General features: G+C 64.3%; 18 protein-coding genes and 2 pseudogenes. 13 read left to right on the top strand and 7 right to left on the bottom strand.

All coding sequences use genetic code 11. The features are described from left to right. Positions 1-9: 9 nt before the first annotated feature. Positions 10-1,512 (bottom strand): DUF4153 domain-containing protein, encoded by a 1,503-nt coding sequence (locus tag AC629_RS15445; protein WP_084805579.1) that lies wholly within the window; start codon positions 1,510-1,512, stop codon positions 10-12. Positions 1,513-1,701: 189 nt separating this feature from the next. Between AC629_RS15445 and AC629_RS15440 the strand changes: the two are divergent. Further along, positions 1,702-3,059 (top strand): annotated as a pseudogene (locus AC629_RS15440) (glycoside hydrolase family 3 N-terminal domain-containing protein). A 225-nt stretch (positions 3,060-3,284) separates the two neighbouring features. Further along, positions 3,285-3,491 carry a hypothetical protein gene (locus AC629_RS15435; protein ID WP_084805577.1) on the top strand — a complete coding sequence of 69 codons (207 nt, stop codon included), beginning with the start codon at positions 3,285-3,287 and terminating at the stop codon, positions 3,489-3,491. A gap of 247 nt (positions 3,492-3,738) precedes the next feature. On the opposite strand, the pseudogene AC629_RS15430 reads toward AC629_RS15435, so the two are convergent. Then, positions 3,739-4,582, bottom strand: a pseudogene (locus AC629_RS15430) (SDR family NAD(P)-dependent oxidoreductase). 188 nt (positions 4,583-4,770) lie between these two features. Here AC629_RS15430 and AC629_RS15425 point away from each other — a divergent pair. The 4 genes from AC629_RS15425 to AC629_RS15410 all read left to right on the top strand — a co-directional run bounded on the left by AC629_RS15425 (position 4,771) and on the right by AC629_RS15410 (position 10,204). Then, on the top strand, positions 4,771-6,267 hold the full coding sequence (locus AC629_RS15425; protein WP_084805575.1) for an aldehyde dehydrogenase family protein: 1,497 nt from the start codon (positions 4,771-4,773) through the stop codon (positions 6,265-6,267). A 120-nt stretch (positions 6,268-6,387) separates the two neighbouring features. Then, positions 6,388-7,515: an alkene reductase gene (locus AC629_RS15420; protein WP_084805573.1), complete on the top strand. Its 1,128-nt coding sequence runs from the start codon at positions 6,388-6,390 to the stop codon at positions 7,513-7,515. 250 nt (positions 7,516-7,765) lie between these two features. Next, complete coding sequence (locus AC629_RS15415; protein WP_084805571.1) at positions 7,766-8,269, top strand: GFA family protein; 504 nt, start codon at positions 7,766-7,768, stop codon at positions 8,267-8,269. 273 nt (positions 8,270-8,542) lie between these two features. Beyond that, positions 8,543-10,204 carry a thiamine pyrophosphate-binding protein gene (locus AC629_RS15410; protein WP_084805569.1) on the top strand — a complete coding sequence of 554 codons (1,662 nt, stop codon included), beginning with the start codon at positions 8,543-8,545 and terminating at the stop codon, positions 10,202-10,204. A gap of 56 nt (positions 10,205-10,260) precedes the next feature. Here the strand turns inward: AC629_RS15410 and AC629_RS15405 are convergent, their stop codons facing one another. After that, a complete protein-coding gene (locus AC629_RS15405; RefSeq protein WP_084805567.1) occupies positions 10,261-11,640 on the bottom strand; it encodes an LLM class flavin-dependent oxidoreductase in 1,380 nt (459 codons plus the stop codon). Between the two features lie 241 nt (positions 11,641-11,881). Here AC629_RS15405 and AC629_RS15400 point away from each other — a divergent pair, with 241 nt between their 5' ends. The 6 genes from AC629_RS15400 (at position 11,882) to AC629_RS15375 (ending at position 17,613) form a co-directional block, all read left to right on the top strand. Continuing rightward, positions 11,882-13,291 (top strand): M20 family metallopeptidase, encoded by a 1,410-nt coding sequence (locus tag AC629_RS15400; RefSeq protein ID WP_084805565.1) that lies wholly within the window; start codon positions 11,882-11,884, stop codon positions 13,289-13,291. An 84-nt stretch (positions 13,292-13,375) separates the two neighbouring features. Further along, positions 13,376-14,287: an amino acid ABC transporter substrate-binding protein gene (locus AC629_RS15395; protein WP_084805563.1), complete on the top strand. Its 912-nt coding sequence runs from the start codon at positions 13,376-13,378 to the stop codon at positions 14,285-14,287. Between the two features lie 116 nt (positions 14,288-14,403). Then, positions 14,404-15,135: an amino acid ABC transporter permease gene (locus tag AC629_RS15390; protein ID WP_084805562.1), complete on the top strand. Its 732-nt coding sequence runs from the start codon at positions 14,404-14,406 to the stop codon at positions 15,133-15,135. Positions 15,136-15,139: 4 nt separating this feature from the next. Next, positions 15,140-15,832 (top strand): amino acid ABC transporter permease, encoded by a 693-nt coding sequence (locus AC629_RS15385; RefSeq protein WP_084805561.1) that lies wholly within the window; start codon positions 15,140-15,142, stop codon positions 15,830-15,832. 8 nt (positions 15,833-15,840) lie between these two features. After that, on the top strand, positions 15,841-16,572 hold the full coding sequence (locus AC629_RS15380) for an amino acid ABC transporter ATP-binding protein (protein ID WP_084805560.1): 732 nt from the start codon (positions 15,841-15,843) through the stop codon (positions 16,570-16,572). 180 nt (positions 16,573-16,752) lie between these two features. Further along, positions 16,753-17,613, top strand: a complete 861-nt coding sequence (locus AC629_RS15375) for a D-amino-acid transaminase (protein WP_084805559.1) — start codon at positions 16,753-16,755, stop codon at positions 17,611-17,613. A 197-nt stretch (positions 17,614-17,810) separates the two neighbouring features. Here AC629_RS15375 and AC629_RS15370 read toward each other — a convergent pair whose 3' ends face one another. The 3 genes from AC629_RS15370 to AC629_RS15360 form a co-directional block, all read right to left on the bottom strand. Beyond that, complete coding sequence (locus AC629_RS15370; protein WP_084805556.1) at positions 17,811-18,272, bottom strand: carboxymuconolactone decarboxylase family protein; 462 nt, start codon at positions 18,270-18,272, stop codon at positions 17,811-17,813. Between the two features lie 28 nt (positions 18,273-18,300). Then, positions 18,301-19,920 carry an MDR family MFS transporter gene (locus tag AC629_RS15365; protein ID WP_084805554.1) on the bottom strand — a complete coding sequence of 540 codons (1,620 nt, stop codon included), beginning with the start codon at positions 19,918-19,920 and terminating at the stop codon, positions 18,301-18,303. Between the two features lie 118 nt (positions 19,921-20,038). Next, positions 20,039-21,190, bottom strand: coding sequence for an HlyD family secretion protein (locus AC629_RS15360; RefSeq protein WP_084805553.1), 1,152 nt, complete (start codon positions 21,188-21,190; stop codon positions 20,039-20,041). 142 nt (positions 21,191-21,332) lie between these two features. Between AC629_RS15360 and AC629_RS15355 the strand changes: the two genes are divergently transcribed. Continuing rightward, the gene (locus tag AC629_RS15355) at positions 21,333-22,241 is read left to right on the top strand and encodes a LysR family transcriptional regulator (protein WP_084805552.1); all 909 of its coding nucleotides are present in this window, start codon (positions 21,333-21,335) and stop codon (positions 22,239-22,241) included. A 69-nt stretch (positions 22,242-22,310) separates the two neighbouring features. On the opposite strand, the gene AC629_RS15350 is transcribed toward AC629_RS15355, so the two are convergent. Continuing rightward, positions 22,311-25,216, bottom strand: a 2,906-nt coding sequence (locus tag AC629_RS15350; RefSeq protein ID WP_084805551.1) for an indolepyruvate ferredoxin oxidoreductase family protein, incomplete at its 5' end; no start/stop codon positions are given.

Here is a 25,216-nt window from a genome sequence, read left to right as displayed (position 1 = left end):
ACTCTCCGCTCAACCGGCCGGCTGATTACTGGACTGGCTCTTCGCTTGCGCGTCGAGCCTGCGTTGCAGCCGCCAGCTCCGAAACCCCCAAGCGCGCCAAGCCATGTCCAGGCGTTGGGTTTCTACAAGCCGGTCTCGGCGTCCGGCAAGACAGTAATCGCCGCCGCGAAGCGAGATGACCTTGTCGAGTGCAGGCAGCGCCTGCGGCCCAAGTGTGAGGAGGTAGTTGGCATCGATCTTCACGCCCTTGCCCGCCATTTCGCTGCTGTGGGTCAGATTGTAGTCGGCAATGAACGCATCGAAGTTCACCAGCGAAACACTGTACAGCACGACCGTTAACGCGATCAAATTCGCGCTGACGAGCCAGCGGTTGGAACGGTTCAGCGCGATACGGGCCACGATCAGGATCAACCCCAGCGCCACCAGCCCCATCCAGATAAAGGCCGCGATGCGCCAGTAGGTCAGCATGTAGATGTCGACGTAGAGGTCGAGGCGGAGGATGGAGGAGGCGACGAGCAGGACATTCTGCCCCACCCAGAGATAGACCAGCGGGCGGATCACTTTCGACTTCTCCGCCGGCCCGCCCGGGCGCATCGCGGCCAGCACGAAGGCAGCGGCGAGCAACGCGGTCGCGATCAGCGGATAGGCGCCGCGATGGGCGTAGGCCGCATAGGTCATGCTGGCCGGCAACGCCACATGACCCCAGAGATAGATCGCGTCGAGGATGGACTGCGCCGCGAACAGCAGATTGAACAGGATCAGCGCGCGCAGAATGGTGGAGGGTCCAAGGAATTCGGCCGAGACGAACGGCGCCAGCGGCTCCGGCTCGGCGGTATCGGCGACCACCGGGGCGGCAACCTTCCTGCGCCGCCAACGCACATGGATGAACGGCCAGACCAACGCCAGCATCATGGCCCAGAACAGCACGCGCGGGATGCTGACATATTCGAGGATGATTTTGGGATTGAGCAGAGATACCCATTGCTCGATCACCGGATTGGCCGCGGCGAACAGGGCGACGAAGACGATGCCGAGTGTTGCCGGCAGCAGCCAGAGTGCAATGCCGCGGGTGAACGCCGAGATGTTGAAGACCTGGAGCGCCTCGGGGAAGAACCTGAAGGGACCGAACAGGAAGAAGTTGCGCAGCGCGCGGGCGCGCTCGGCGAGCCGGGTCATCTCGGGATTGGTCGCGAACAGAAGCGCGATGGCCAGCGCCACGGTGAGGATCAGGAACGACAGCGTGTTGAGCTCCTCGACGACCGGCATGAGACCGGCGACGAAAATAGCCGTGGCGATCATGGCGCGCCGCAGATCCAGTGCCGAATGATTCAGCAGCACCGACACGCAAGCAGTCGCGATCGCAAAGAGCGTAAGGGATATCCCGATCCGCTCGCCATAGAACAGCCAGTCGGCGAGCGCGGCCAGCGCCAGCGCGAGGCCGAGCTTGGCCGGAATTGAGGAGTGCCTGATCGGTTGGGAGTCCGCTGCTATCGTGGAAGCCAGGCTCGTCATGTCCGAAAGACCTTTCGTGATGGGTAGCATCACGAAGTCTGAACGGTGCTTGTGCAGAAGGCGGGACCTTCGTCTGCACGGTTTCAGGAGTCTTTTGCAGTTTTCGTGCAGGCGCGCTTTTGCCTCTCGCGCGGGGCAAATCGGCTTGATAGGTGCGAAGCATTCGCCACTCCTCGCACGTTACGCATCATGCAATTCCTCCGTCGCATCGGCCTTATCCTGCTCTGGCTCGCCGCGCCCGTTGTTCATTCGCCGCCGCGAACAAGAACGATGCCTACCTGGTCCCGCTGCGCGGCGCCGGAAACATCACGCTTGTCATCACAAGCATCGTGATCGTCATCATCCTGCTCCGCGGCGAGCGGTGGCGCAGCGTCGCGGGCAAGCTGCTTGTCATGCTCTGGTGCCTGCCGCCGCTGTTGATGTTGGCCGCGCATCTGAGATTCGAATTGCGTAAGCACGACGTTCTCAGCGCGAGCGCCTCTGAAGCGCGCCAGCTCGGGCCTCACTTCATGGTCGGCTATTCGTCCTTTCCCGAGGTCGCGCGTCTCGCCGAGCAGGGATTGATCGGCGGCGTCTACGTCACGCGGCACAACATCCGGGGCCGGACGGTCGAGGCACTCCGGGCCGAGCTCGCAGCGCTGCAGGACAAGCGGCGCGCAGCTAGCCTGCTGCCGCTGGTCATCGCCGCGGACCAGGAGGGCGGTATCGTCGGGCATCTTGCGCCGCCGCTGACAAAGGTGCCGGCGCTTGCGACCCTCGCAGGGCTCGCCCCCGACGACCAGCAGAGCAAAGCGGAGGAGTTCGGCCGCATCCACGGGCGCGAGCTCGCCGGTCTCGGCGTCAATCTCAACCTCGCGCCGGTGCTCGACCTCAAGCCGCCAGTCCGCCGCAACCGCCTCGACTTCCACACGCTGATCGGCCAGCGCGCGATTGCCAGCGACCCTGCCGTCGTCGGCACCATCGCAAGCGCCTATGTCCGCGGGCTGGAAGAATCCGGCGTCGGCGCGACGCTCAAGCATTTTCCCGGCATCGGCCGCGTGCGCACCGACACGCATCATTTCAGCGCTAATCTCGACACGCCGGTTAGGGAGTTGGAAGCAACCGACTGGCTCCCGTTCCGCGAGGTGCTGTCGCATTCACAAAGCGCGCTCATGGTCGGCCATATCACGCTCACGGCCGTCGATCCCGATCGCGCCGCTTCGCGCTCGAAGCGCGTCGTCGGCGGGATCATTCGCGACAAATGGGGTTACCAAGGCGTCGTGATGACCGACGACCTCGTGATGGGCGCGATCTACCAGCACGACGTCTGCAAGGCGGTGGTCGAGGCCATCAACGCTGGCGTCGATCTGCTGCTGGTCGCCTATGACGGCGCGCAGTTCTACAGGATTTTTGCCTGCGCGCTGGAAGGATTGCGGCAGGGCGAGCTCGACGCGGCAATGCTGCGTGCGAGTGAGGCGCGCCTGGAGCGGCGCTTTCCGACCGCGCAGGCGCGAGCCGCCTCAAGCCTCATGCGTGTCGTCGATAAGGACCAGCCCTTCGCAAATTGACGATAGTTCGGACGCGAACAACGCGACTCATCTCGTCGTGCTGTCGTCCGATCCGGTCGATATCCCAGCGTTCGCGGTTCCCGTGACAACGGCCAATCCTGTTTCGACCCCGAAGCCGTGCATGTCGAGGAAGTGACGTGATTGTCGAGGTCTGTCGGCATTGCCGATTGTGATTTGAACGCAGGTGCGATATGGCTCTCGCGCTTTCAGAGGCGGAGACGAGCTTTGTCGAAACAATCCCTGCGTGAAGAGGCCGAGCGCCTGATCCGCGAATCGATGGAGAAGAAGACCATCGTCGTGAAGCAGGGCACGACCCGTATCGAGGCCGTCTGCGGCAAGTGCGGCACGCCGAACCGGGTCCAGGCCGAAAAGGGCCAGAACCGCGTCAAGTTCGCTTGCAAGCAGTGCGGGCACCAGCAAGAGACGCTGTAGGCATCTTAACCTCTCCCCGCCCTTCTGCGGGGAGAGGTCGGATCGCCCCCGGCGATGCGAAGCATCGTCCGGTGCGATCCGGGTGAGGGGCATGGCACCGAGTTGCCGCGATAAAAGTCTAGCCGACTCGACGGCCGCCCTTTGCGTGATCCCCTCTACTTATTCAGACCGCAGTTTGCGGAGGCAGTCCCTCACCCCACCCTCTCCCCGTAAGAACCGGGCGAGGGAGGGAGAGAGCGGTGCAAGCCTACTCCCCCTTCACGAACTTTGCGAACGCATCCGCGTAATCCGGGTGCCAGCGCGACAGCGGCGGGCGGTTTTGGACGATATCGCCGGCGGCCCACAGCATGCGCTTCTCATCGAGAGCGCGCGGCACGTCGTTGTCCGGGCAGAGGATGTAGAAGTCGTCGGCTTCCAGCCGCGCAAGCATGAAGTCCACCGTCTGCTCCGGCGTCCAGGCACCGGCCGGCTTCTCGGTGCGGCCCTTGGCGGTCAGGCCGGTGAAGACGAAGCCGGGGATCAGCAGATGCGCCGTGATGCGGCAATCCCTGGTGTTGCGCAGCTCGTGCTGGAGCGCCTCGGTGAACGCCTTCACGCCGGCTTTGGAGACATTGTAGGCGGGATCGCCGGGCGGCGTGGTGATGCCCTGCTTCGAGCCGGTATTGATGATCAGGCCGACCTTGCCGCGCGATCATGTTGGGGGCGAAGATGCGGGAGCCGTTGATGATGCCCCACATGTTGACGTCGATGACGCGGTGCCAGTTGTTGGGCTCGCCGAAGAGCGTGCTGCCGGGCTGGATGCCGGCATTGTTCATGAGGATGTCGCTACCGCCGAAGCGCTCGCGCACGGCACGCTCCAGATCCGTTACGCTTTCGGCGTTGCTGACATCGACCGCGAACGTCATCACATGTGTGGCGCTCGTTGCGGATGACAGTTTTGCTGCGGCCTCCGCCAGCCGCGTCTGGTCGACATCGGCGATGCACACTTTCATGCCGGCGCGCGTAAAGGCCATGGCGGCGGCCAATCCGATGCCGGACGCGCCGCCCGTGATCACGGCAACATTGTCTTTGACGATGGCGGAGTGTGGCATGGATTGTCTCCGGGGGAGGACTTCGGTCGTGCTGCTATAACATGCCGAGGGCGCGACCCTGCACAAGTCAGCATGGGAGGTCTTCGTTCCACGCCGCCTTTACGCCTATCCGGCACCGCTGTATTCTTCTCGACTTAACGATCCCGCCCAGATCGAACCCAATCAATCACCTCACAGGGAGTGCAGCCATGGCTGTGTCGCAGGCTATTCCGATCACGCGCCATCCGTTCGCCAACGGGTCCTACAAGCAGATGCTTATCGACGGGAAGTGGGTCGACGCCGCTTCCGGCAAGCGCTTCGAGACCTATAACCCCGCCACCGGCGAATTGCTCGCAACCGTCGCCGAGGGCGACAAGGAAGACATTGATCGTGCGGTCGCGGCCGCCCGCCGCGCCTTCGAAGGACCGTGGAGCAAGGTCAAGCCGTTCGAGCGGCAGAACCTGCTGCTCAAGCTCGCCGACCTCGTCGAGAAGAATTTCGACGAATTGTCGCAGCTCGATACGATCGACATGGGCGCGCCCCTCAGCCGCACCCGCGCCTATCGTCTGCGCGCCGTCGGCATGCTGCGCTATTACGCCGGCCAGACCACCGCGATCCATGGTGAGACCATCGAGAACTCGCTGCCGGGCGAAATCTTCTCCTACACGCTGAAGGAGCCGATCGGCGTCGTCGGCGCCATCATTCCCTGGAACGGCCCGCTCACTGCGACGATCTGGAAAATCGGTCCGGCAATCGCGACCGGCTGCACGGTGGTGCTTAAACCCGCCGAAGAGGCGCCGCTGACCTCGCTCCGCATCGCCGAGCTGGCGATGGAAGCCGGCATTCCGCCCGGCGTCATCAACGTCGTACCCGGCTATGGCGAGACCGCGGGCGCGGCGCTCGCCTCGCACCACGACGTCGACAAGGTCGCCTTCACCGGCTCGCATGTCACGGGACAGTCGATCATCCGCGCCTCCGCCGGCAACCTCAAGCGCGTCTCGCTCGAACTTGGCGGCAAGTCGCCGGACATCGTGTTCGCGGATGCCGATCTCGATGCCGCCGTGCCGGGCGCCGCGATGGCGGTGTTCGCCAACTCCGGCCAGATCTGCAGCGCCGGCACGCGCCTGTTCGTCGAGCAGTCGATCTATGAAGAATTCGTCGGCCGCGTCGCCGAGTTCGGCAAGAAGCTGCAGGTCGGCAACGGCCTCGATCCCAACGTGCAAATCGGCCCGCTGGTCTCGGAGCAGCAGCTCGAACGCGTCACCAGCTATCTCGATATCGGCCAGAAGGAAGGCGCACGGGCGCTCGCCGGCGGTGGCCGCGTCACCGAAGGCGCGCTCTCGAAGGGCTTCTTCGTGTCGCCGACGGTGTTCGCCGGTGTCCAGGACAACATGCGCATCGCGCAGGAAGAGATCTTCGGTCCCGTCATCTCCGCGATCGCGTTCAAGGACATGGACGAGCTGGTCAAGCGCGCCAACAACACCACGTTCGGCCTCGGTTCCGGCCTGTGGACGCGCGACGTCAGCAAGGCACATGCGGTTGCCAAGAGCCTGCGCGCCGGTTCGGTTTGGGTGAACTGCTACCAGGCGATGGACCCGGCCGTGCCCTTCGGCGGCTACAAGATGAGCGGCTACGGCCGCGAGTCCGGCAAGCAGCATGTCGAGGAATATCTCAACGTGAAGGCCGTCTGGATCAAGACGGCGTAAGACGTATCCTCTCGCACGTTCCGCGGGAGGGAATATCCGCTTTTATAGGGGGCGGCGCCTTTTCGAAGGGCCGCCCCTCGCTATATGATCCGCATCCTTTCATAGCCATTCGGGGCCCACATGAAATTCGAGGCGTTGTTCAAGCCGTTGCAGGTCGGTCCGTACAAGCTCGCGCATCGCGTCGCGATGGCGCCGCTGACGCGCATGCGGGCTGAGCGCGAGAGCTTTTCGCCGCGACCGCTCAACACCGAATATTATGGCCAGCGCGCAACGCCGGGGGGCCTGATCATTGCGGAAGCGTCGCCTGTGCTCTCGCACGGCCGCGGCAATCCGGCGACGCCGGGCATCTATTCCGAGGCGCAGATCGCAGGCTGGCGCAAGGTGGTGGATGCCGTGCACGCCAAGGGCGGGATCATCTTCCTCCAGCTTTGGCATGTCGGCCGTGTCTCGCATTCATCGTATCATGGTGGCGCGCTGCCGGTCTCGGCCTCGGCGATTCCGATCAAGGCCGACGGCATGAAGGCGATGACCGCCGACGGCAAGATTTCGGACTATGAGACGCCGCGCGCACTGGAGACCGGGGAGGTCAAGGGCGTTGTCGAGGCGTTCCGGCAGGGCGCGAAGAACGCACTCGCAGCCGGCTTTGACGGCGTCGAGATCCACGGGGCCAACGGCTATCTGCTGGAGCAATTCCTGCAGTCGCGCAGCAACCAGCGTACCGATCAATATGGCGGCTCGATTGAGAACCGCGCGCGGCTTCTGCTCGAAGTCACGCAGGCCGCGATCGACGTCTGGGGCGCGAACCGGGTTGGTGTGCGGCTGTCGCCCCATGGCATCGCCAACGATTCCGGTGAACCGGACCCGATGCCGCTCTACACCCACGTCGTGAAGGCGCTCGACAAGCTGGGTCTCGCCTATCTGCACTTCATCGAGCCGCGTTCCAGCGGCGCCGGCCGCGCCGACGTCAACTGGCAGAACGTGCCGTCAGCGATGGTGCTGTTCCGTCCGCACTACAGCGGCGTGCTGATGACAGCCGGCGGCTTCACCGGTGAGACCGCGAATGCCGCGATCGCCGACGGCCATGCCGACATCATCGCCTTCGGCCGCATCTTCATCTCCAATCCCGATTTGCTGCGGCGCCTGGAGCACGACTACCCGATCACGCCGTACAATCGCGCGACGTTCTATGGCGGTGAGGAGAAGGGATATACGGACTATCCCATGTATGACGAACTGGCGCCGGCCTAGGCGACTTCGTAGCCCGGATGAGCGTAGCGATATCCGGGACTTTCGTCTGAACCTCTAATCTCCCCGGATGTCGCTTCGCTCATCCGGGCTACGGGCTTCCTCCGTCATTCCGGGGCGACGCGGAGCGAACCCGGAATCCATTTCTCCGTCTGAACCTGCGGCTCGATGGATTCCGGGCCCGCGCCTTTCGGCGCGTCCCGGAATGACAATTGTGTATTGTCATTCCTCGCAAAGATACTGAGGAAACACCATGGCCAAAGCCGCAGCCGCCGCAGGAACCGCCACCGGGCAATGCCTCTGCGGCAAGGTCACCTTCGAGATCGACGTTCCCGCGCGCTGGGCCTGGCACGATCATTCGGCGGCCAGCCGCCGTGCCCACGGCGCGGCCTACGCGACTTATGTTGGAAGCTGGAAGAAGCGCTTTCGCGTCACCTCGGGCCAGACCGCGCTCACCCGCTACGAGGACAAGGCAACGAAAACCGCGCGCAGCTTCTGCTCCCATTGCGGCACACCGATCGCCTATGAGCGCCCGCGCGGCCCGCACATGGTCAACATCCCGCGCGCGCTGTTCAGAGAGCGCACCGGCCGCCAGCCGCTCTATCACATCGCCATCGAAGAGCTGCAGGAATGGGCCTACACCGGTGAGCCGCTGGTGCCGCTGAAGGGCTTTCCCGGTGTGGTCTGGCAGCGTTCGAAAAAGAAGAAGCGCGGGGGCGGCGAGGATCCGTTCGAGCTGGGGCGGGACGAGATGTAGCGCGCGCCGCACATTCTACTCTCGTGCCCCGGACGCAGCGCAGCGCCTCTTCGGCGGTGCGCTGCTGAGCCGGGACCCATCTATCAACGAGCCCGGCGCAATCTGGGTCCCGGCTCTGCGCAGCAGCGCAAGAGCGCTGCAGCGCGTCCGGGACACGAGAGCGCAGTTTGCGTTTCGACGCAACACAGCCATGACCGGGCTCCATTGCGCCTCTCCCGCGACTTCGTCCATCATGCGTCCGTCCTTGCGGCAACGTCCGCTCCTGGAGGAAACATGAAGAACAAGATCACCGGCCGCTCCGCCTTTCTCGCGCTGCTCAAGGACGAGGGCATCACGCACCTGTTCGGCAATCCCGGCACCACTGAGCTGCCGGTCATGCACGCGCTGAAGGACCATCCCGACCTCACCTATGTGATGGCGATGCAGGAGAGCCTGGTGGTCGCGATCGCCGATGGCTATAGCCGCGCCTCCGGCAAGCTCGTTGCCTGCAACGTCCATGTCGCGCCCGGGCTCGGCAACGCCATGGGCTCGCTCTACAACGCCCAGTTCACGGGCACGCCGATGATCCTCACCGCCGGCCAGCAGGAGCAGGGCCACGGCCTGATGGAGCCGGTGCTTTACGGCCCGCTGGTGCGCATGGCCGAGCCGCTGGTGAAATGGGCCGTGGAGGTGACGCGGCTGGAGGATCTGCCGCGCATCGTGCGCCGCGCTGCCAAGGTCGCGATGACGCCGCCGACCGGGCCGGTGTTCATCTCGCTGCCCGGCGATATCCTGAACAGTGAAGCCGGGATCGACCTCGGCCGTTCCACCCGCATCGACGCGCGCACGAAACCGTCAGACGAGGCGCTGAAGGCTTTTGCCGCGCGTCTGCTCAAGGCCGAACGTCCCGTGATCGTCACCATGGATGAGGTGGTCAAGAGCAATGCTCTGAAGGAGGCCGCCGAGCTTGCCGAGCTGCTCGGCGCAGCCGCTTACCAATCCTCGACGCCCTACGGCTCGCACTTCCTCTCGGAGAGCCCGAGCTTTGTCGGTACGCTGGCGCGCGTGCAGAAGGTCGCGCGCGATATGCTCGCGCCTTACGATCTGCTGATTGCGCTCGGCGGTGATCCCTTGCGGATGTCCGTCTATAGCGAGGTCGACGCGTTGCCGGACGGCCTCGGCATCGTCCAGGTCGGCCTCGCCGATTGGGAGATCGCCAAGAATTACGGCGCCGAGATTGCGCTCAAGGCGGACCTGAAGGAGACCCTGCGCGCGCTGATCCCGGTGCTGAAGGAGATGGGCGGCGCGGCCCTGACGCAACGCGCAAAGCAGGGCCTTGCCGAACTCGCACCGAAGAACTGGACCGCGCGCCGCGCTGCGCTGGTCGAGCAGATCGGCAAGAGCGCCGGCCGCACGCCGATCGATCCGGACTTTCTGGTGCTGCAAATGGTCGAGGCGATGCCTGGCAACGCCATCCTCGTCGACGAAGGCCTCACCTCGAGCCGTCAGATCACGGCGCTGCGTCCGCATCGCGACCGCTACGGCTATCACGGCCTTGCCTCCGGCGGCATCGGCTGGGGCCTGCCGGCCTCCGTCGGCGTCAGCATCGCCAACCCGGACCGGCCGGTGGTTTGCTTCTCCGGCGACGGCAGCGCGATGTATTCGATCCAGTCGCTGTGGACGGCCGCGCATCACAAGCTGCCGCTCAACGTCGTCATCGCCAACAATGGCGGCTATCGCATCATCAAGCAGCGCCTGCTCGCCTTCCATGGTGACGACAATTATGTCGGCATGGATTTTGTGGATCCTCCGGTGGATTTCGCCGGCGTCGCCAAGGCGCTCGGCTGTGAGGCGATCAAGGTCAGCGATGTCAGCGAGCTGAAGGCGACGCTGTCGTCGGCGTTCAAGCGGCCGGGCACCAAGCTGATCGAGGTGATGGTGGACGGGAAGGTGTAGGCGGCGCGCTCCGCTCTGCTCCCTCCCCCCTTGGGGGGGGAGGAAGCGCAGCAGCTCTACCCCTTCTTTCCCACCCGATACCCCGCCGCCGGATGCGGGGCGCCGAGCCTTGCCCGGCCCTGGCCGAACAGCTTCTCCCGCAGCGTGCCCTGTGCGTACTCCGGCTTGTACCTGCCACGCCGGGTCAGTTCCGGCACCAGCATGTCGGCGATGTCCTCGAAATCGCCGGGCGAGATCGCGAACGCGACGTTGAGGCCGTCGACGTCGGTGGCCTCGAACCATTGCTCGATCTTGTCCGCAACCATCTCCGGCGTGCCGAACACGACAGGGCCGGCGCCGCCGATGCCGACATGCTCGATGACGTCGCGCACGGTCCAGACGCGGTCGGGATCGGCGCGGGTGACGTTGTCCATCGCGCTGCGGCCGGCATCGTTCTGGACGTGGCGCACCTGCTGGTCGAGGTCGTAGCCGGAGAAATCGACACCGGTCCATCCCGACATCAGCGCCAGCGCGCCCTCGGGGCTGATATGGCGGCGATAGTCGGCGTATTTCTCCTTCGCCTCGGCCTCGGTCCGGCCGAGGATGATCGTCATCATCGAGAACATCAGGATCTCGGCCGGATTGCGGCCAAGCGCAGCGGCCTCCTGCCGGATCGCGGCGACGCGCGGCGCGATCACCTTGGCCGACGGTCCCGACATGAATACGCATTCGGCGTGGCGGGCCGCGAACTGCCGCCCGCGCGGCGAGGTGCCGGCCTGGTACAGCACCGGCGTGCGCTGCGGCGACGGCTCGCTGAGGTGAATGGTGTTGTTGATGCGGTAGTTCGCGCCCTCATGGTTGACGCGATGAACCTTCGTTGGATCGGTGAAGATGCCGCGCTTGCGGTCGCGCAGGACGGCATCGTCCTCCCAGCTCCCTTCCCAGAGCTTGTAGACCACCTCCATATATTCGTCGGCAATGTCGTAGCGGTCGTCATGCCCGGTCTGCTTGTCCTTGCCGGCGCCGCGCGCGGCACTGTCGAGATAGCCGGTGACGACGTTCCAGCCGATCCGCCCCTCGGTGAGGTGATCGAGCGTCGACATCCGTCGCGCGAACGGGTAGGGCGGCTCGAACGAGAGATTGCTGGTGACGCCGAAGCCGAGATTCTCAGTCACCGCCGCCATCGCCGAGAGCAGCAGCAGCGGCTCGTTCGACGGCGTCTGCGCTGCATTGCGCAAGGCCGCGTCAGGACTGTTGCCATAGACGTCGTAGACGCCGAGCACGTCGGCCAGAAACAACCCGTCGAAACGGCCGCGTTCCAGCGTCTTGGCGAGGTCGGTCCAGTAGGGCAGGCGGTTATATTCGGCGGTGCGGTCGCGCGGATGGGTCCACAGGCCCGGTGACTGGTGTGCGACGCAATTCATCGCAAATGCGTTGAGCCTGATCTGCTTGGCCATGATAGTCCCCGGGGCGCTGTACTGAGCGCTCTTCGAATGATAGACGTGCGCCTGAGCTTGGCGACGTTCTTGCATATGGCACGACCTTGGCAAGGCCAAAATCAGCGGCGCTCCTGCGCTTGGCAAGCCAATCTCAAGAGAGCAAGAACGGAATCCAAAGAACTAACCAAGCCCCCGCCACTTTCGAAGGCCCACCCCTGTCGGGTAAGGTTCTTCCTATCAAAGTCTCGAAAAACAAGTCATGACCAGAGCCGACGCCATCGCCCGCGCCCGTGAGGATTTCAAATCCGGCGCGTTCCTCACCGAGCTGGACCGCCGCGTCGCCTATCGGACCGAAAGCCAGAACCCGTCGCGCGGCGCGGAGCTGCGCGCGTATCTGGAACAGGAGATGCAGCCGGCCTTTGCGGCGCTTGATTTTACGAGCCGCATCGTCGAATCGCCCAGCGGCAAGGCGCCGTTCCTGTTCGCCGAGCATCACGAGAGCGCCTCGGCGCCGACCGTGCTGATTTACGGCCATGGCGATGTCGTCGACGGCATGGAGGGCGAGTGGCGCGATGGCCGCGATCCCTGGCGCACGACGACGTCAGGTATTCGCCTTTATGGCCGCGGCACCGCCGACAACAAGGGCCAGCACAGCATCAACATGGCGGCGCTGCGCGCGGTGTGCGACGCCCGCGGCGGCAAGCTCGGCTTCAATGCCAAGTTCATCGTCGAGATGGGCGAGGAGATCGGCTCGCCCGATCTCGGCAAGGTCTGCGACCTCAATCGCGACGCGCTCAAGGCCGATCTGTTCATGGCCTCCGACGGGCCGCGCCTGTCGGCCGACCGTCCGACGCTGTTCCTCGGTTGTCGCGGCGGCATCCGCATCCATCTCGACGTAGCCTTGCGCGACGGCGGCCACCATTCCGGCAATTGGGGCGGCGTGCTCGCCAATCCCGCGACTATTCTGGTCAACGCGATCTCGACGCTGGTCGACGGTCACGGTCGCCTCCAGCTCGACGCGCTGAAGCCGCCGCGGCTCACCAACCAGATCCGCAGCTATCTTGCGGACGTGCAGGTGGTGCCGACCGAGGACGAGCCGGCGCTCGCGGAGAACTGGGGCGAGGAAGGCCTGTCGGCGGCCGAACGGCTCTATGCCTGGAACACGCTGGAAGTGCTGGCGATGTCGTCGGGCAATATCGAGAAGCCGGCGAACGCCATTCCCGGCCGCGCCAATGCCGTGCTGCAACTGCGGTTCGTGGTCGGCACCAAAATTGATGGGCTGATCGAGGCCATCCGCGCGCATCTGGTCCAGAAGGGCTTTCCGATGATCGAGGTCCGGGCGGCCCAGAGCTTCGCCGCCTCGCGGACCGATTTCGACAGCCCCTGGATCAACTGGGCTGCGGATTCCGTGAAGGAGACCACCGGCAAGGCGCCGGCGGTGCTGCCGAACTTCGGCGGCTCGCTGCCCAACGACGTGTTTTCCGAGATTCTGGGCCTGCCGACGATCTGGGTCCCGCACTCCTATCCCGGCTGCTCCCAGCATGCGCCCAATGAGCACATCCTGCTGCCATTGACCGAAGAGGCCTTGACGGTGATGGCCGGGCTGTTCTGGGATCTCGGGGAATTGCCAGGACCACTAACAAGACCACTAGCAAGACCGCTAACCTGAGCCGCGATCCCGTCGAAAGTCACATTCTATTTCGGTCCGATTTGTGCTTGCATCCGCCCGCATCATCTTGAAAGGGGAGAAAAAGTGAAACATATCCGTAGCATCGGCCTCGCGCTTGTCGCCACCTTCGCCGTCAGCCAGGCCGGAGCCCAGGAACTAACCGGCACGTTGAAGAACATCAAGGACACCGGCGCTATCACGCTGGGCTTCCGCGACTCCTCGATCCCGTTCTCCTATCTGGACGACAACCAGAAGCCCGTCGGGTTCGCAATGGACATCTGCTACAAGATCGTCGACGCCGTGAAGAAGGAGCTCAAGCTCGACAAGCTCGAGGTCAAGCTCAACCCGGTCACCTCGGCGACCCGCATCCCGCTGATGGCCAACGGCACGATCGACCTCGAATGCGGTTCGACCACCAACAACGCCGAGCGCCAGAAGCAGGTTGGGTTCACCAACACCCACTTCCTGACCGCGAGCCGCTACGTTTTCAAGAAGTCGAGTGGCCTGAAGTCTATCGACGACCTCAAGGGCAAGACGGTGGTCTCGACCGCCGGCACCACCAACATCAAGCAGCTCACCGAGGCCAACGTTGAGAAAAAGCTCGGCGCCAACATCATCCCGGCCAAGGACCACGCCGAAGCCTTCCTGATGGTCGAGACCGACCGCGCGGTCGCCTTCGTCATGGACGACATCCTGCTCGCCAGCCTCGTCGCCGGCTCGAAGAATCCGTCCGACTACGTGATCTCGAAGGACGCGTTCTCCAAGCCCGAGCCCTATGGCATCATGCTGCGCAAGGACGACGCGCCCTTCAAGAAGGTGGTCGATGCGGCGACCGCTGCGCTCTACACCTCCGGCGAAGGCCAGAAAATCTACGACAAGTGGTTCACCCAGAAGATCCCACCGAAGGGGCTGAACCTCAGCACCCCGATCTCCGACGAGCTGAAGCACGAGTTCGCCAAGCCCTCGGACTCGCCGAATCCGGACGACTATAAGTAAGTCCCGATCCAGCCTTGGGATCAGAATGATGTCCGGTCACTCTTGACACCAGAGTGGCCGGACATTTGCATAGGCGCCCGGAACCTCTCTGAAGGGCGCGTTCGCGCGAGGGACACGTGAACTACAACTGGAACTGGGGAATCTTTTTCCAGCCGAACCCGATGGGGACCGGCACCTATCTCGACTTGCTGCTGTCGGGACTGGCGCTGACCCTGAAGACCGCGGTGCTGGCCTGGATCATCGCACTGGTCACCGGCTCGATCGTCGGCGTGATGCGCACGCTGCCGTTAAAGGGCGCGAACTGGTTCGGCTTTTGCTACGTCGAATTCTTCCGCAACATGCCGCTGCTGGTGCAGCTGTTCCTGTGGTTCTTCGTGCTGCCGGAACTGCTGCCGAAGGAAGCCGGCCTGTGGCTGAAGCAATTGCCGAACGCGCCGTTCTGGACCGCCGCGATCGGCATCGGCCTCTTCATGTCGGCGCGCGTCGCCGTGCAATTGCAGGCGGGCATCGGCTCGCTGCCGCGCGGGCAACGGATGGCAGCGACGGCGCTCGGACTGACGACTGTGCAGGGCTATCGCTACGTGCTGCTGCCGATGGCTTTCCGCATCATCCTGCCGCCGCTGACCTCGGAGTTCCTCAACACCATCAAGAACACCGCGGTCGCGATCACCATCGGCCTGCTCGAGCTGACCGGACAGGCGCGCTCGATGCAGGAATTCTCGTTCCAGGTGTTCGAGGCCTTCACCGCCGCCACGATCCTCTACCTCCTCGTCAACGCCGTCGTCGTGACCGCGATGCGCTTACTCGAGCGCTATGTCGCGATCCCCGGCTACATCACGGGGAGATAGCGCCATGTTCAGCAATTTCGATTTCGACGTCATCGTCCGCGCGCTGCCATATCTGTTCTACGAGGGCATGAGCTTCACCGTGATGCTGACGGCGCTCTCTGCGCTCGGCGGCCTGATCTTCGGCACCGCGATCGCGCTGATGCGGCTCTCGGGCTACAAGACGCTCGGCCGCATCGCCGGCCTCTATGTCGACTTCATGCGCTCGCTGCCGCTGGTGCTGGTCATCTTCTGGTTCTACTTCCTGGTCCCCTATATCGGGCAGTGGCTGACCGGCGCCTCGCGCCCGATCACCGTCGGCGCCTTCGCCTCCTCGCTGATCACTTTCATCATGTTCGAGGCTGCGTATTTCTCCGAGATCATGCGCGCCGGCATCCAGTCGATCTCGCGCGGCCAGCCAGCCGCAGCCAGCGCGCTCGGCCTGAGCTACGCCCAGACCATGCGCTACGTCGTGCTGCCGCAGGCGTTCCGCAACATGCTGCCGGTGCTGCTGACGCAGACCATCGTGCTGTTCCAGGACACCTCGTTGGTCTACGTGCTGTCGATCACCGATTTCCTCGGGGCCGCCAGCAAGGTCGCGCAGCGTGATGGACGTCTGGTCGAGATGTATCTGTTTGCCGCCATCGTCTACTTCACCATCTCCTGTGTCGCGTCGTTCGGCGTTCGCCGCCTGCAGTCGCGCATCGCTATCGTTCGCTAGGGTCCGTCATGATCGAAATCAGCCACGTCGATAAATGGTACAGCTCGACCTTCCAGGTGCTGACCGACTGCACCACCAGTGTTGCGAAGGGCGAGGTGGTGGTGGTGTGCGGTCCCTCCGGGTCCGGCAAGTCGACCTTGATCAAATGCGTCAACGCGCTGGAGCCCTTCCAGAAGGGCGACATCACCATCGACGGTATCAAGGTCAACGATCCCAAGACCAATTTGCCGAAGCTGCGCTCGCGCGTCGGCATGGTGTTCCAGCATTTCGAGCTGTTCCCGCACCTGAAGATCATCGACAATCTCTGCCTCGCCCAGGAGAAGGTGCTGGGGCGGGAGCACGGTAAGGCAGTGACCAAGGGCATGGCGCTGCTCGACCGCGTCGGCCTGAAGGAGCATGCCCAGAAATTCCCGGCGCAGCTCTCCGGCGGCCAGCAGCAGCGCGTCGCCATTGCGCGCGCGCTCGCCATGGACCCCATCGCCATGCTGTTCGACGAGCCCACCTCGGCGCTCGATCCTGAAATGATCAGCGAGGTGCTCGACGTCATGGTCGACCTCGCGCGCGAAGGCATGACCATGATGGTCGTCACCCACGAGATGGGCTTCGCCCGCAAGGTCGCCAACCGCGTGATCTTCATGGACCGCGGCGAGATCGTCGAGGACGCCCCGAAGGACGACTTCTTCGGCAAGCCGCGCAGCGACCGCGCGCAGAAGTTCTTGTCGAAGATTCTGTCGCATTAACTTTCTGCCGTCATCCCGGGGCGCGCGTAGCGCGAGTCCGGGATCCATACTCCCGATGGTGGTTATGGATTCCGGGCTCGCGCTACGCGCGCCCCGGAATGACGAAGAGTAGGGTTTATCGACCTCGCCAAATCCCGTATACGGGCAGGTAAATCCCCCTTTCCCGCCAGGAGACCTGCCTTGGACCCGATCGCCTATGTCAACGGCTCATTCGTCCCGCTCTCGGACGCCAAAGTCTCGATCCTCGATCGCGGCTTCCTGTTTGCCGACGGCATCTACGAGGTCTCAGCCGTGCTCGATGGCAAGCTGGTCGACAACGCCTCGCATCTGGCGCGGCTGGAGCGCTCGGTCGGCGAGATCAAGCTGAAGCTGCCGGAGACGGTCGAGCGCATCACCGAGCTTCAGAAGGAGCTCATTGCGCGCAACAAGGTCGTGAACGGCCTCGTCTACCTCCAGGTCACGCGCGGCGCCGACAAGGGCCGCGACTTCGCCTTCCCCAAGGGCGACGTCAAGTCGAGCCTGGTGATGTTCACCTCCGAAAAGGACATCATCAACGCCGCTTCGGCGAAGACCGGCATCAATGTGATCACGGTGCCCGACATCCGCTGGGAGCGCCGCGACATCAAGAGCGTGGCGCTGCTGGCGCAGGTGCTGGCGAAGCAGGCCGCAGCCGAAGCCGGCGCCGGCGAAGCCTGGATGCTGCAGGACGGCTATGTCACCGAAGGCGGCTCGTCCTCGGCGTTCATCCTCACCAAGGACGACGTCATCGTGACGCGGAAAAACTCCAACGCGATCCTGCCGGGCTGTACCCGCAAGGCCGTGGTGGCGCTCGCCGAGGAGCGCCAGCTCCGCGTCGAGGAGCGTTCCTTCACGATAGCCGAGGCGCTTGCTGCGAAGGAAGCCTTTGCCACTTCAGCTTCGTTGTTCGTTCAGCCCGTGGTCGCTATCGACGGCACGAAGGTCGGCGACGGCAAGCCCGGTCCGATGGCAACGCGCCTTCGTGAGATCTATGTGGAGTTCGCCAAGGCGACGGCCGTTTAGGCTACACTCTCCGCTGTCATCGCCCGCCTTGTGCGCAATTGCGCACTGGGGCGGGCGATCCAGTACGCCGCGGCTTCGCGGTTGGATCACTACGGCCTCTGGAATACTGGATGCCCCGCCGGAGCCTGTCATCGGGCTCGCCGAAGGCGAGACCCGGTGGCGGGGCATGACAGTCTTGCGTGGGGAGATACCGCCCCTCACGCCACCGACGCCTTCACCTTCACCGGATGCACCGCGCGGAACGCAATTGCGATCCTGTTCCAGGCGTTGATGGCGCCGATCAGCATGGTGAGGTTCACCGTTTCCCCATCGGAGAACTGCGCGCGGACCTCTTCGTAGACGTCGTCGGGGGCGTGCGTCTGGGAGATCAGCGTCACCGATTCGGTCCAGGCCAGCGCGGCGCGCTCGCGGTCGGTGTAGAGCGGGGATTCGCGCCAGGCATTGAGCAGGTAGATGCGCTGCTCGGTCTCGCCGCGCTTGCGGGCGTCCTCGGTGTGCATGTTGATGCAGAAGGCGCAGCCGTTGATCTGCGATGCGCGGATCTTGACGAGCTCGATCAGCGATTTCTCGAGTCCTGTGGACTGGATCTGCGTCTCCAGCGCCATCAGCGCTTTCACCGTGTCGGGTGCCGCCTGGTAGTAGTTCATGCGGGGTTTCATGGTCGTTCTCCTTGCTTAGGGGTTGATCTCAGTGGACGCCACCGGCCGAGGCCTGGCCGGATTTCTTCAGGAAGAGGACGGCGATCAGGGCGACGATCAGTGCCATGCCGAGCAGATAGAAAGTGTCGCTGAAGGCAAGAATGTAAGCCTGCTTCTGCACGATATGGCCGATCGCGACATAGGCGCGATGCGACGCATCCGCGCGGTCGAGGACGCCGTGATTGATGAAGTACTGAGTGAGCTGCTCCAGCCGCGTGCGGGTGGCCTGCTCGAACATCGAGACCGACTGCATCAGCACGTTGGAGTGATATTGCTCGCGCTTGGTCAGCACGGTCTGCAAGAGCGCGATGCCGACAGCGCCGCCGAGATTGCGCATCATGTTGAACAGGCCGGAGGCCGAGCCCGCGTTCTCCGGCTCGATGCCAGCGGTCGCGACCGCCGACAGCGGCGCCATCACCAGGGCCTGGCCGATCGCGCGGACGATGTTGGGCCACAAGAGCTGGTCGGCGGCGTAGTCGTTGGTCATGTAGATGTTCATGAAGTTGGAGCCTGCGAACAGGACGAAACCGACGCCGATGACGATACGCGCATCGAACTTCTGCATCAGGCGCGGCACCAGCGGGATCAGCACGAGCTGCGGCAGGCCGGTCCAGGCCAGCACCATGCCGATCTGCTCGGCGTTGTAGCCCTGGATGCGTGACAGATATTGCGGCAGGATGAACACCGAGCCGTAGAGCGCGATGCCGAGCAGGAAGTTCGCGAGCATGCCGAAGCCGAAATTGCGGCGCACCAGCAGGCGCAAATTGAGCAGTGGCTTCTTCACCGTCAGCTCGATGATCAGGAAGGCGGTCAGCGCGACGGCCGCGATGACGGACAGCTTGACGATGAAGGGCGAGCCAAACCAATCGTCCTTGTTGCCTTCCTCCAGCACGGTCTGCAGCGCCGACAATCCAATTGCCATGGTGATGATGCCGGCCCAATCGCCCTCGCGCAGCAGCGACAGCTTCATCGGCTTGGCGTCGAGCGCGTACCAGAGCATGCCGACCATGATCGCGCCTGGTACGAGATTGACGTAAAAGATGTACTGCCAGCCAAAGTTCTCGGTGAGATAACCGCCGATGGTCGGGCCGATCGCCGGGGCGAACGTCGCCGACAGCGCGAACATTGCAAGGCCCACCGGCTGTTTGCCGCGCGGCAGCAGCGTGATGATCAGCGTGAACGCCATCGGGATCAGCACGCCGCCGGTGAAGCCCTGGACGGCGCGGAGCGCGATCATCTGCGGCAGGTCCTGTGCCAGCGCACAGGCCGCGGAGAGGAGCAGGAACAGGATCGCGTTGGTGAGCAGATAGATGCGGATCGAGAACACCTGCGCGAGCCACCCCGACAGCGGGATCACCACGATCTCCGCGATCAGATAGGAGGTCGAGATCCAGCCACCGTCGTCGATGCCGGCGCCGATCGCGCCCTGGATATCGGCGAGCGAGGCATTGACGATCTGGATGTTCAGCACCGCCATGAAGGCGCCGAGCGTGGCGCCGATCACGGCGATCCAGGTCTTGGCTGGCACGGCCGGTGCGGCGGGAGCCGCAGCGGGCGCGGGGAGATCGGCAGCGGAGGCGGCGTTAATGGTCGGCTGGAGCGTGCTCATGGAAGCCTCGTCTCGGATAGGGAGACAGGATGCATTAGGCGGATGGTTTCGATAATCGGGGAAGTCTTGGAAGGATCGTCCGGCAGCACTTGATAATCCTGCCGGGCCCTTCCCGGCCTCAGCCGCCGTTCGGGCGAGACGTATTGCCAGCAACGCGCTTGGTGACCTCACGCTCGGCTAACACAGTCGCCTTGGTGTCGACAGTCGGCACTGCCGACAGGCCGGGCCGCAGCAGGCCGGTCAGGCTGTGGTCGTCGAGCACGATCTTCACCGGGACGCGCTGCACGATCTTGGTGAAGTTGCCAGTCGCATTGTCGGGAGGCAGCAGTGCGAATTCAAGTCCGCTGGCCGGCGAAAGGCTGTCAACATGACCGCGCAGCGTGCGATTGCGAAAACTGTCGACGCGCAGCTCGACCGGCTGGCCCGGACGCACATGCGTGAGCTGTGTTTCCTTGAAATTCGCGACCACATAGACCGCATCAAGTGGCACCACGGCCATCAACTGCGTGCCCGCCTGCACGAATTGGCCGATGCGCAGCGAACGGGCGCCGACCGTGCCGTCGACCGGCGCGGTGATCTCGGTATAGGACAGGTTCAACGCCGCCTGCTGCGCGATCGCGCGGGCGCGTTCGAGCTGGGCCGTGGCCTGGGCGCGCTGGGTGGTGAGCACGTCGACCTTGCGCTGCGCGGCGACGAGGCCTGACTTGGCATGCTGCAATTGCGCGTTGCTGGCGCGCAGCGCCGCATCGGTCTGCTGCGCGCGCTGGATCGTGCCGGAGCCCGATTTCATCAGGTCGTCGTAGCGGGCGCGTTCCTCCTGCGCGAATTTCAGGTTGGCGTCCGCAGCAGCGACATCGGCGGTGCTCTGCTCGATGATCGGTTGCTGCAGTTCGAGCTGGGCATCGATGTTGCGCACCGAGGCTTCACCGGCGGCGACGTCGGCGCGCGCCTGATCAAGCGCGGCCTTGAAGTCGCGGTCGTCGATCTTCGCCAGCGTCTGACCCGCTTTGACCTTCTCGTTGTCGCCGACCAGCACCTTGGCAATGTAGCCCGAGACCTTCGGCGCGATGATGGTGGAATCGGCCTTCACATAGGCGTCATCGGTGGATTCGAGGTAGCGGCCGTTCTTCAGGTAATCGTAGCCGTAGTCGCCTGCCACGGTGATGCCGAGGACCAGCGCCAGGCCGATGGCCGCCCGCTTGATCGCCTGGCGGGATGGGCGGAGGCTGATTTTCTCATTGGTTTCAGTGACATAAGAAGCGTTCGACATGGCATCCTCGGCATTTCCCAGGCGGCCCGTTTCGAACGGTACGCCATTGACGGGTGTAAGATGCGTTGTCCCGGTGGTTGTGATAATCCCGGAAATAACGGAAGCATTATCCACCAATGGCGGATAATCGGAGCCTCAAGCCATGGACCGCTTCACCAGCCTCACCGCCTTTGTCCGTGTGGTCGAGAATGGCGGCTTTTCCGCCGCCGCCCGCCGGCTCAACATGTCGACGACCATGGTGAGCAACCACGTCCAGGCGCTGGAGGATCGGCTCGGGGCGCGGCTGCTCAACCGCACGACGCGCAAGGTGAGCCTCACCGAAATCGGCAAGGCCTATTACGACCGCTCGACCCAGATCCTCGCCGATCTCGAACAGGCCGACGACATCGCCGGCGCGCTGCAGTCGACGCCGCGCGGCACGCTGCGCATCCACACCGCGACCCACATGGTGCAGTTCGTCGCGCCGGTGATGGCGGAATTCCTCGCGACCTATCCCGAGGTCAAGGTCGATTTGCGCATGGGCGAGACCAATGTCGATCTGATCGAGGAGGGATATGATCTCGCGCTGCGCATGGTCGCGCCACCCGACTCGAGCCTGATCGTGCGAAGCCTTGCGACCTGGCGGCACGTGCTGTGCTGCTCGCACGCCTATATCGAGGCACATGGACGCGTGCAGACGCTCGAGGAGCTCGCCGAGCACAATTGCGTGCGCCACGTCAACTACCCCTTCGACGAGTGGCGCTTCTTCGATCGCAAGGGCACGCCGGCCTCGGTGCGCGTGTCGGGCAATCTGATCACCAACAGCGGCGAAGCCCTGCGCGAGGCGACTTTGCAGGGCGCAGGTGTCAGTCTGGCAGCCGGATTCCTGGTGAGCGACGATCTCGACGCCGGCCGGCTGGTGCGCCTCCTGCCGGAATACCGGCCGGTCGAGATGTCGATGAACGCGGTCTATCCGCATCGCCACCATCTGTCGGCGAAGGTCAGGACGTTCATCGACATGCTGGTGCACCACAGCGCCGAGCAGCAGAAGCTGATCAATCCCTATTCATAAGCGGCGCGGCGGCGAAAGCCGCCCAAGTCCTTCTTCGCGCCAAGTCCTTTTTCGTGCCCAAGTCCTTTCTCAAGCGTCATGCCGATTGCCGCGTCGACCGTAGGCGCGCACCTTGGCCGGCGACGGTTCGTGGAGCTCAGCGAGGCGCTGCTCGACCTCGGCTTTTACCTTCGTGATCGCAGCGTCCTTTACCGGGCCGTAGCCGCGGATATCCATCGGCGCCTTCGCAATCGCGACGAGGTTGGGCAAATGCGCCGCGTCGAGCCTGCCAAGCATTCGTTCGATCAGGCCTTCATACCAGGCGATCAGCTCCCGCTCGGCGCGCCGCTCCGCGGTGTAGCCGAACGGATCGAACGGCGTCCCGCGCAATCCCTTCAATCGTGCGAGGATGGTGAGCGGCATCTGGATCCACTGACCGAAGACGCGCTTGCGCGGGCGGCCACGTGCGTCGCGTTCGGACGGCAGGAACGGCGGGGCGAGGTGATACTGGATTGTGAAGCCGTCCTTGAATTCGCGCTTCAGTTCGTCAAGAAAGCCTTTTTGCATGTGCAATCGAGCTACCTCGTACTCGTCCTTGTAAGCCATCAGCTTGAACAGGGCGCGCGCGACTGCCTCGGTCAGTGCTGTGCTGTTCAAGGCGGCTTCGGTGTCGCGGATCTTTGTGACGATCGCCCGATAACGCGCCGCATAGGCATCATTCTGATAGGCCGTGAGGAAATCGGCGCGCCGGTCAATCAGCTGGTCCAGCGTCTCGGCCTTGGGCGATTCTTCCACCTTCGGCAGAGAGCCCGGATCGGCGGCGGCGATCCGGCCCCAGGAAAATGCCTGCTTGTTGCGCTCGATCGCGACGCCGTTGAGCTCGATTGCGCGCAGCAGCGCCGACAGCGAGACCGGAACCAGTCCGCGCTGCCAGGCAAAGCCAAGCATGATGATGTTGGCATAGACGGCATCGCCGAGCAGACGCTCGGCCAGCGCGTTCGCGTTGATCGTGCCGAGATTGCCGTCCCCGATGACGCGGCCAATCGCGCGCAGGCGGGCGGGCGAGGCGAGATCGGCGTCGCGGAAGCGGACGACGTCACCGGTCGGCATCTCCGCGGTGTTGATCGCGGCGCGCGTGCCGCGGCGATAGGTGCCGGATGCCTTTGGCGAGGAGCTGACGACGAGGTCGCAGCCGATCAGCGCATCCGCCGCGCCCTGGTCGATGCGCACCTGATGCAGCGCCTCGGGACTCGCGGCAAGGCGGATGTAGCTGAGCACGGGCCCGAATTTTTGCGCAAAGCCGGTAAAGTCGAGGACCGAGACGCCGTGGCGCTCCAGGTGAGCGGCCATGCCGATCAGGGCGCCGACCGTGATCACGCCGGTGCCACCGACGCCGGTCACCAACAGGTCGTAGGGACGGTCGAGTGTGGCGGGAGCGGGCAGGGGAAGCGTGGCCGGGCGGTCGATTGCGTCGATCTGGCTCGCGCTTTTCGTCCGGCGCGTCGCACCTTCGACGGTGACAAAGCTCGGGCAGAACCCGTTGAGGCAGGAAAAGTCCTTGTTGCAGGCTGACAGATTGATCTGGCGCTTGCGGCCGAACGGTGTCTCCTTCGGCTCGACGCTGAGGCAGTTGGACTCGATCGAGCAGTCGCCGCAGCCCTCGCATACGAGGTCGTTGATGTAGGCAAAGCGCCTGGGGTCGGCCATCTGCCCGCGTTTGCGCCGGCGCCGCTTCTCGGTGGCGCAGGTCTGCTGATAGATCAGGACCGAGACGCCGGAGATGTCACGCAGCTCGCGCTGCACGTCGTCCATCTCCTCGCGCGGATGAATGGTCACGCCATCAGGAAGGTCTGCCGGGGAAAACTGCGCGGGGTCGTCCGACACCAGCGCGATGCGCGCAACGCCTTCAGCGCGGACGCTGTGTGCGATGGCGTGCACGCTGATGGGGCCGTCGACCGGCTGGCCGCCGGTCATCGCCACGGCATCGTTGAAGAGGATCTTGTAGGTGATGTTGGCTTTGGCGGCGATCGCCTGCCGGATCGCCATCGAGCCCGAATGGTAATAGGTGCCTTCGCCGAGGTTCTGGAACACATGCTTGTGGCCGGTGAATCGTGACGAGGCCGCCCAGTTCACGCCCTCGCCGCCCATCTGGATCAGCGAGGAGGTCTCGCGGTCCATCCAGCTTGCCATGAAGTGGCAACCGATGCCAGCCAGCGCCTTCGATCCTTCCGGCACCTTTGTCGATGTATTGTGCGGGCAGCCGGAGCAGAAATAGGGCGTGCGCGTCGCGCCCGGGACATTGATCGTGCGCTCGGCCTCCGGCAGCAGCGCGGCCGCGCGCGCGGCGAGATTGAGGCCCGGAAACATCGGATCGAGCCGGCGCGCCAGCACGGACGCCAGCGCGCGCGGCGACAATTCGCCGATCCAGGAGATCAGCCGCGCGCCGGTTTCGTCGTGCTTGCCGACCATGCGCTCGGGCTTCGCGCCGGGATAGTCGTAAAAGTACTCCTTGAACTGGCTTTCGATGATGCCGCGCTTCTCCTCGACGACGAGGATCTCGCGCTTGCCCTTCACGAAGGCCATGGCGTCATGCAGCGCCAACGGCCAGACCATGCCAACCTTGTAGATGTCGATGCCGATGCTGCGGCAGGCGGCTTCATCGAGGCCTATCAGCCGCAGCGCTTCCATCAGGTCGAGATGCGCCTTACCCGTCGTGACGATGCCGTACGTTGCGCGGGGAATGTCGTAGATGTGGCGATCGATCGGATTGGCTTTCGCGAAGGCGTAGACCGCGTGCTTCTTGGCCTCCAGCCGCTCCTCGATCTGCGGGCCTGGCAGATCGGGCCAGCGATAGTGCAGGCCACCCGGCGGCGGCGTGAAGTCGGGCGCGCGGAAGAGGCGCGGCGGGCGCAACGCGACGGACGCGCCTGATTCCACGATCTCCGAGATCGCCTTGAAGCCGACCCACATGCCGGAGAAGCGGCTCAGCGCATAGC

This window comes from Bradyrhizobium sp. NAS80.1 (assembly GCF_001908205.1).
GTDB lineage: Bacteria > Pseudomonadota > Alphaproteobacteria > Rhizobiales > Xanthobacteraceae > Bradyrhizobium.
Note: the sequence above shows the minus strand (reverse complement) of the source record. Positions and strands in the feature narration are given on the sequence as shown.

What these genes read in the sequence shown, in the direction of transcription:
- AC629_RS15445 (WP_084805579.1), bottom strand. Translation starts at nt 1,512, where the DNA reads ATGACGAGCCTGGCTTCCACGATAGCAGCGGACTCCCAACCGATCAGG.
- AC629_RS15425 (WP_084805575.1), top strand. Translation starts at nt 4,771, where the DNA reads ATGGCTGTGTCGCAGGCTATTCCGATCACGCGCCATCCGTTCGCCAAC.
- AC629_RS15420 (WP_084805573.1), top strand. Translation starts at nt 6,388, where the DNA reads ATGAAATTCGAGGCGTTGTTCAAGCCGTTGCAGGTCGGTCCGTACAAG.
- AC629_RS15415 (WP_084805571.1), top strand. Translation starts at nt 7,766, where the DNA reads ATGGCCAAAGCCGCAGCCGCCGCAGGAACCGCCACCGGGCAATGCCTC.
- AC629_RS15410 (WP_084805569.1), top strand. Translation starts at nt 8,543, where the DNA reads ATGAAGAACAAGATCACCGGCCGCTCCGCCTTTCTCGCGCTGCTCAAG.
- AC629_RS15405 (WP_084805567.1), bottom strand. Translation starts at nt 11,640, where the DNA reads ATGGCCAAGCAGATCAGGCTCAACGCATTTGCGATGAATTGCGTCGCA.
- AC629_RS15400 (WP_084805565.1), top strand. Translation starts at nt 11,882, where the DNA reads ATGACCAGAGCCGACGCCATCGCCCGCGCCCGTGAGGATTTCAAATCC.
- AC629_RS15385 (WP_084805561.1), top strand. Translation starts at nt 15,140, where the DNA reads ATGTTCAGCAATTTCGATTTCGACGTCATCGTCCGCGCGCTGCCATAT.
- AC629_RS15380 (WP_084805560.1), top strand. Translation starts at nt 15,841, where the DNA reads ATGATCGAAATCAGCCACGTCGATAAATGGTACAGCTCGACCTTCCAG.
- AC629_RS15370 (WP_084805556.1), bottom strand. Translation starts at nt 18,272, where the DNA reads ATGAAACCCCGCATGAACTACTACCAGGCGGCACCCGACACGGTGAAA.
- AC629_RS15365 (WP_084805554.1), bottom strand. Translation starts at nt 19,920, where the DNA reads ATGAGCACGCTCCAGCCGACCATTAACGCCGCCTCCGCTGCCGATCTC.
- AC629_RS15360 (WP_084805553.1), bottom strand. Translation starts at nt 21,190, where the DNA reads ATGTCGAACGCTTCTTATGTCACTGAAACCAATGAGAAAATCAGCCTC.
- AC629_RS15355 (WP_084805552.1), top strand. Translation starts at nt 21,333, where the DNA reads ATGGACCGCTTCACCAGCCTCACCGCCTTTGTCCGTGTGGTCGAGAAT.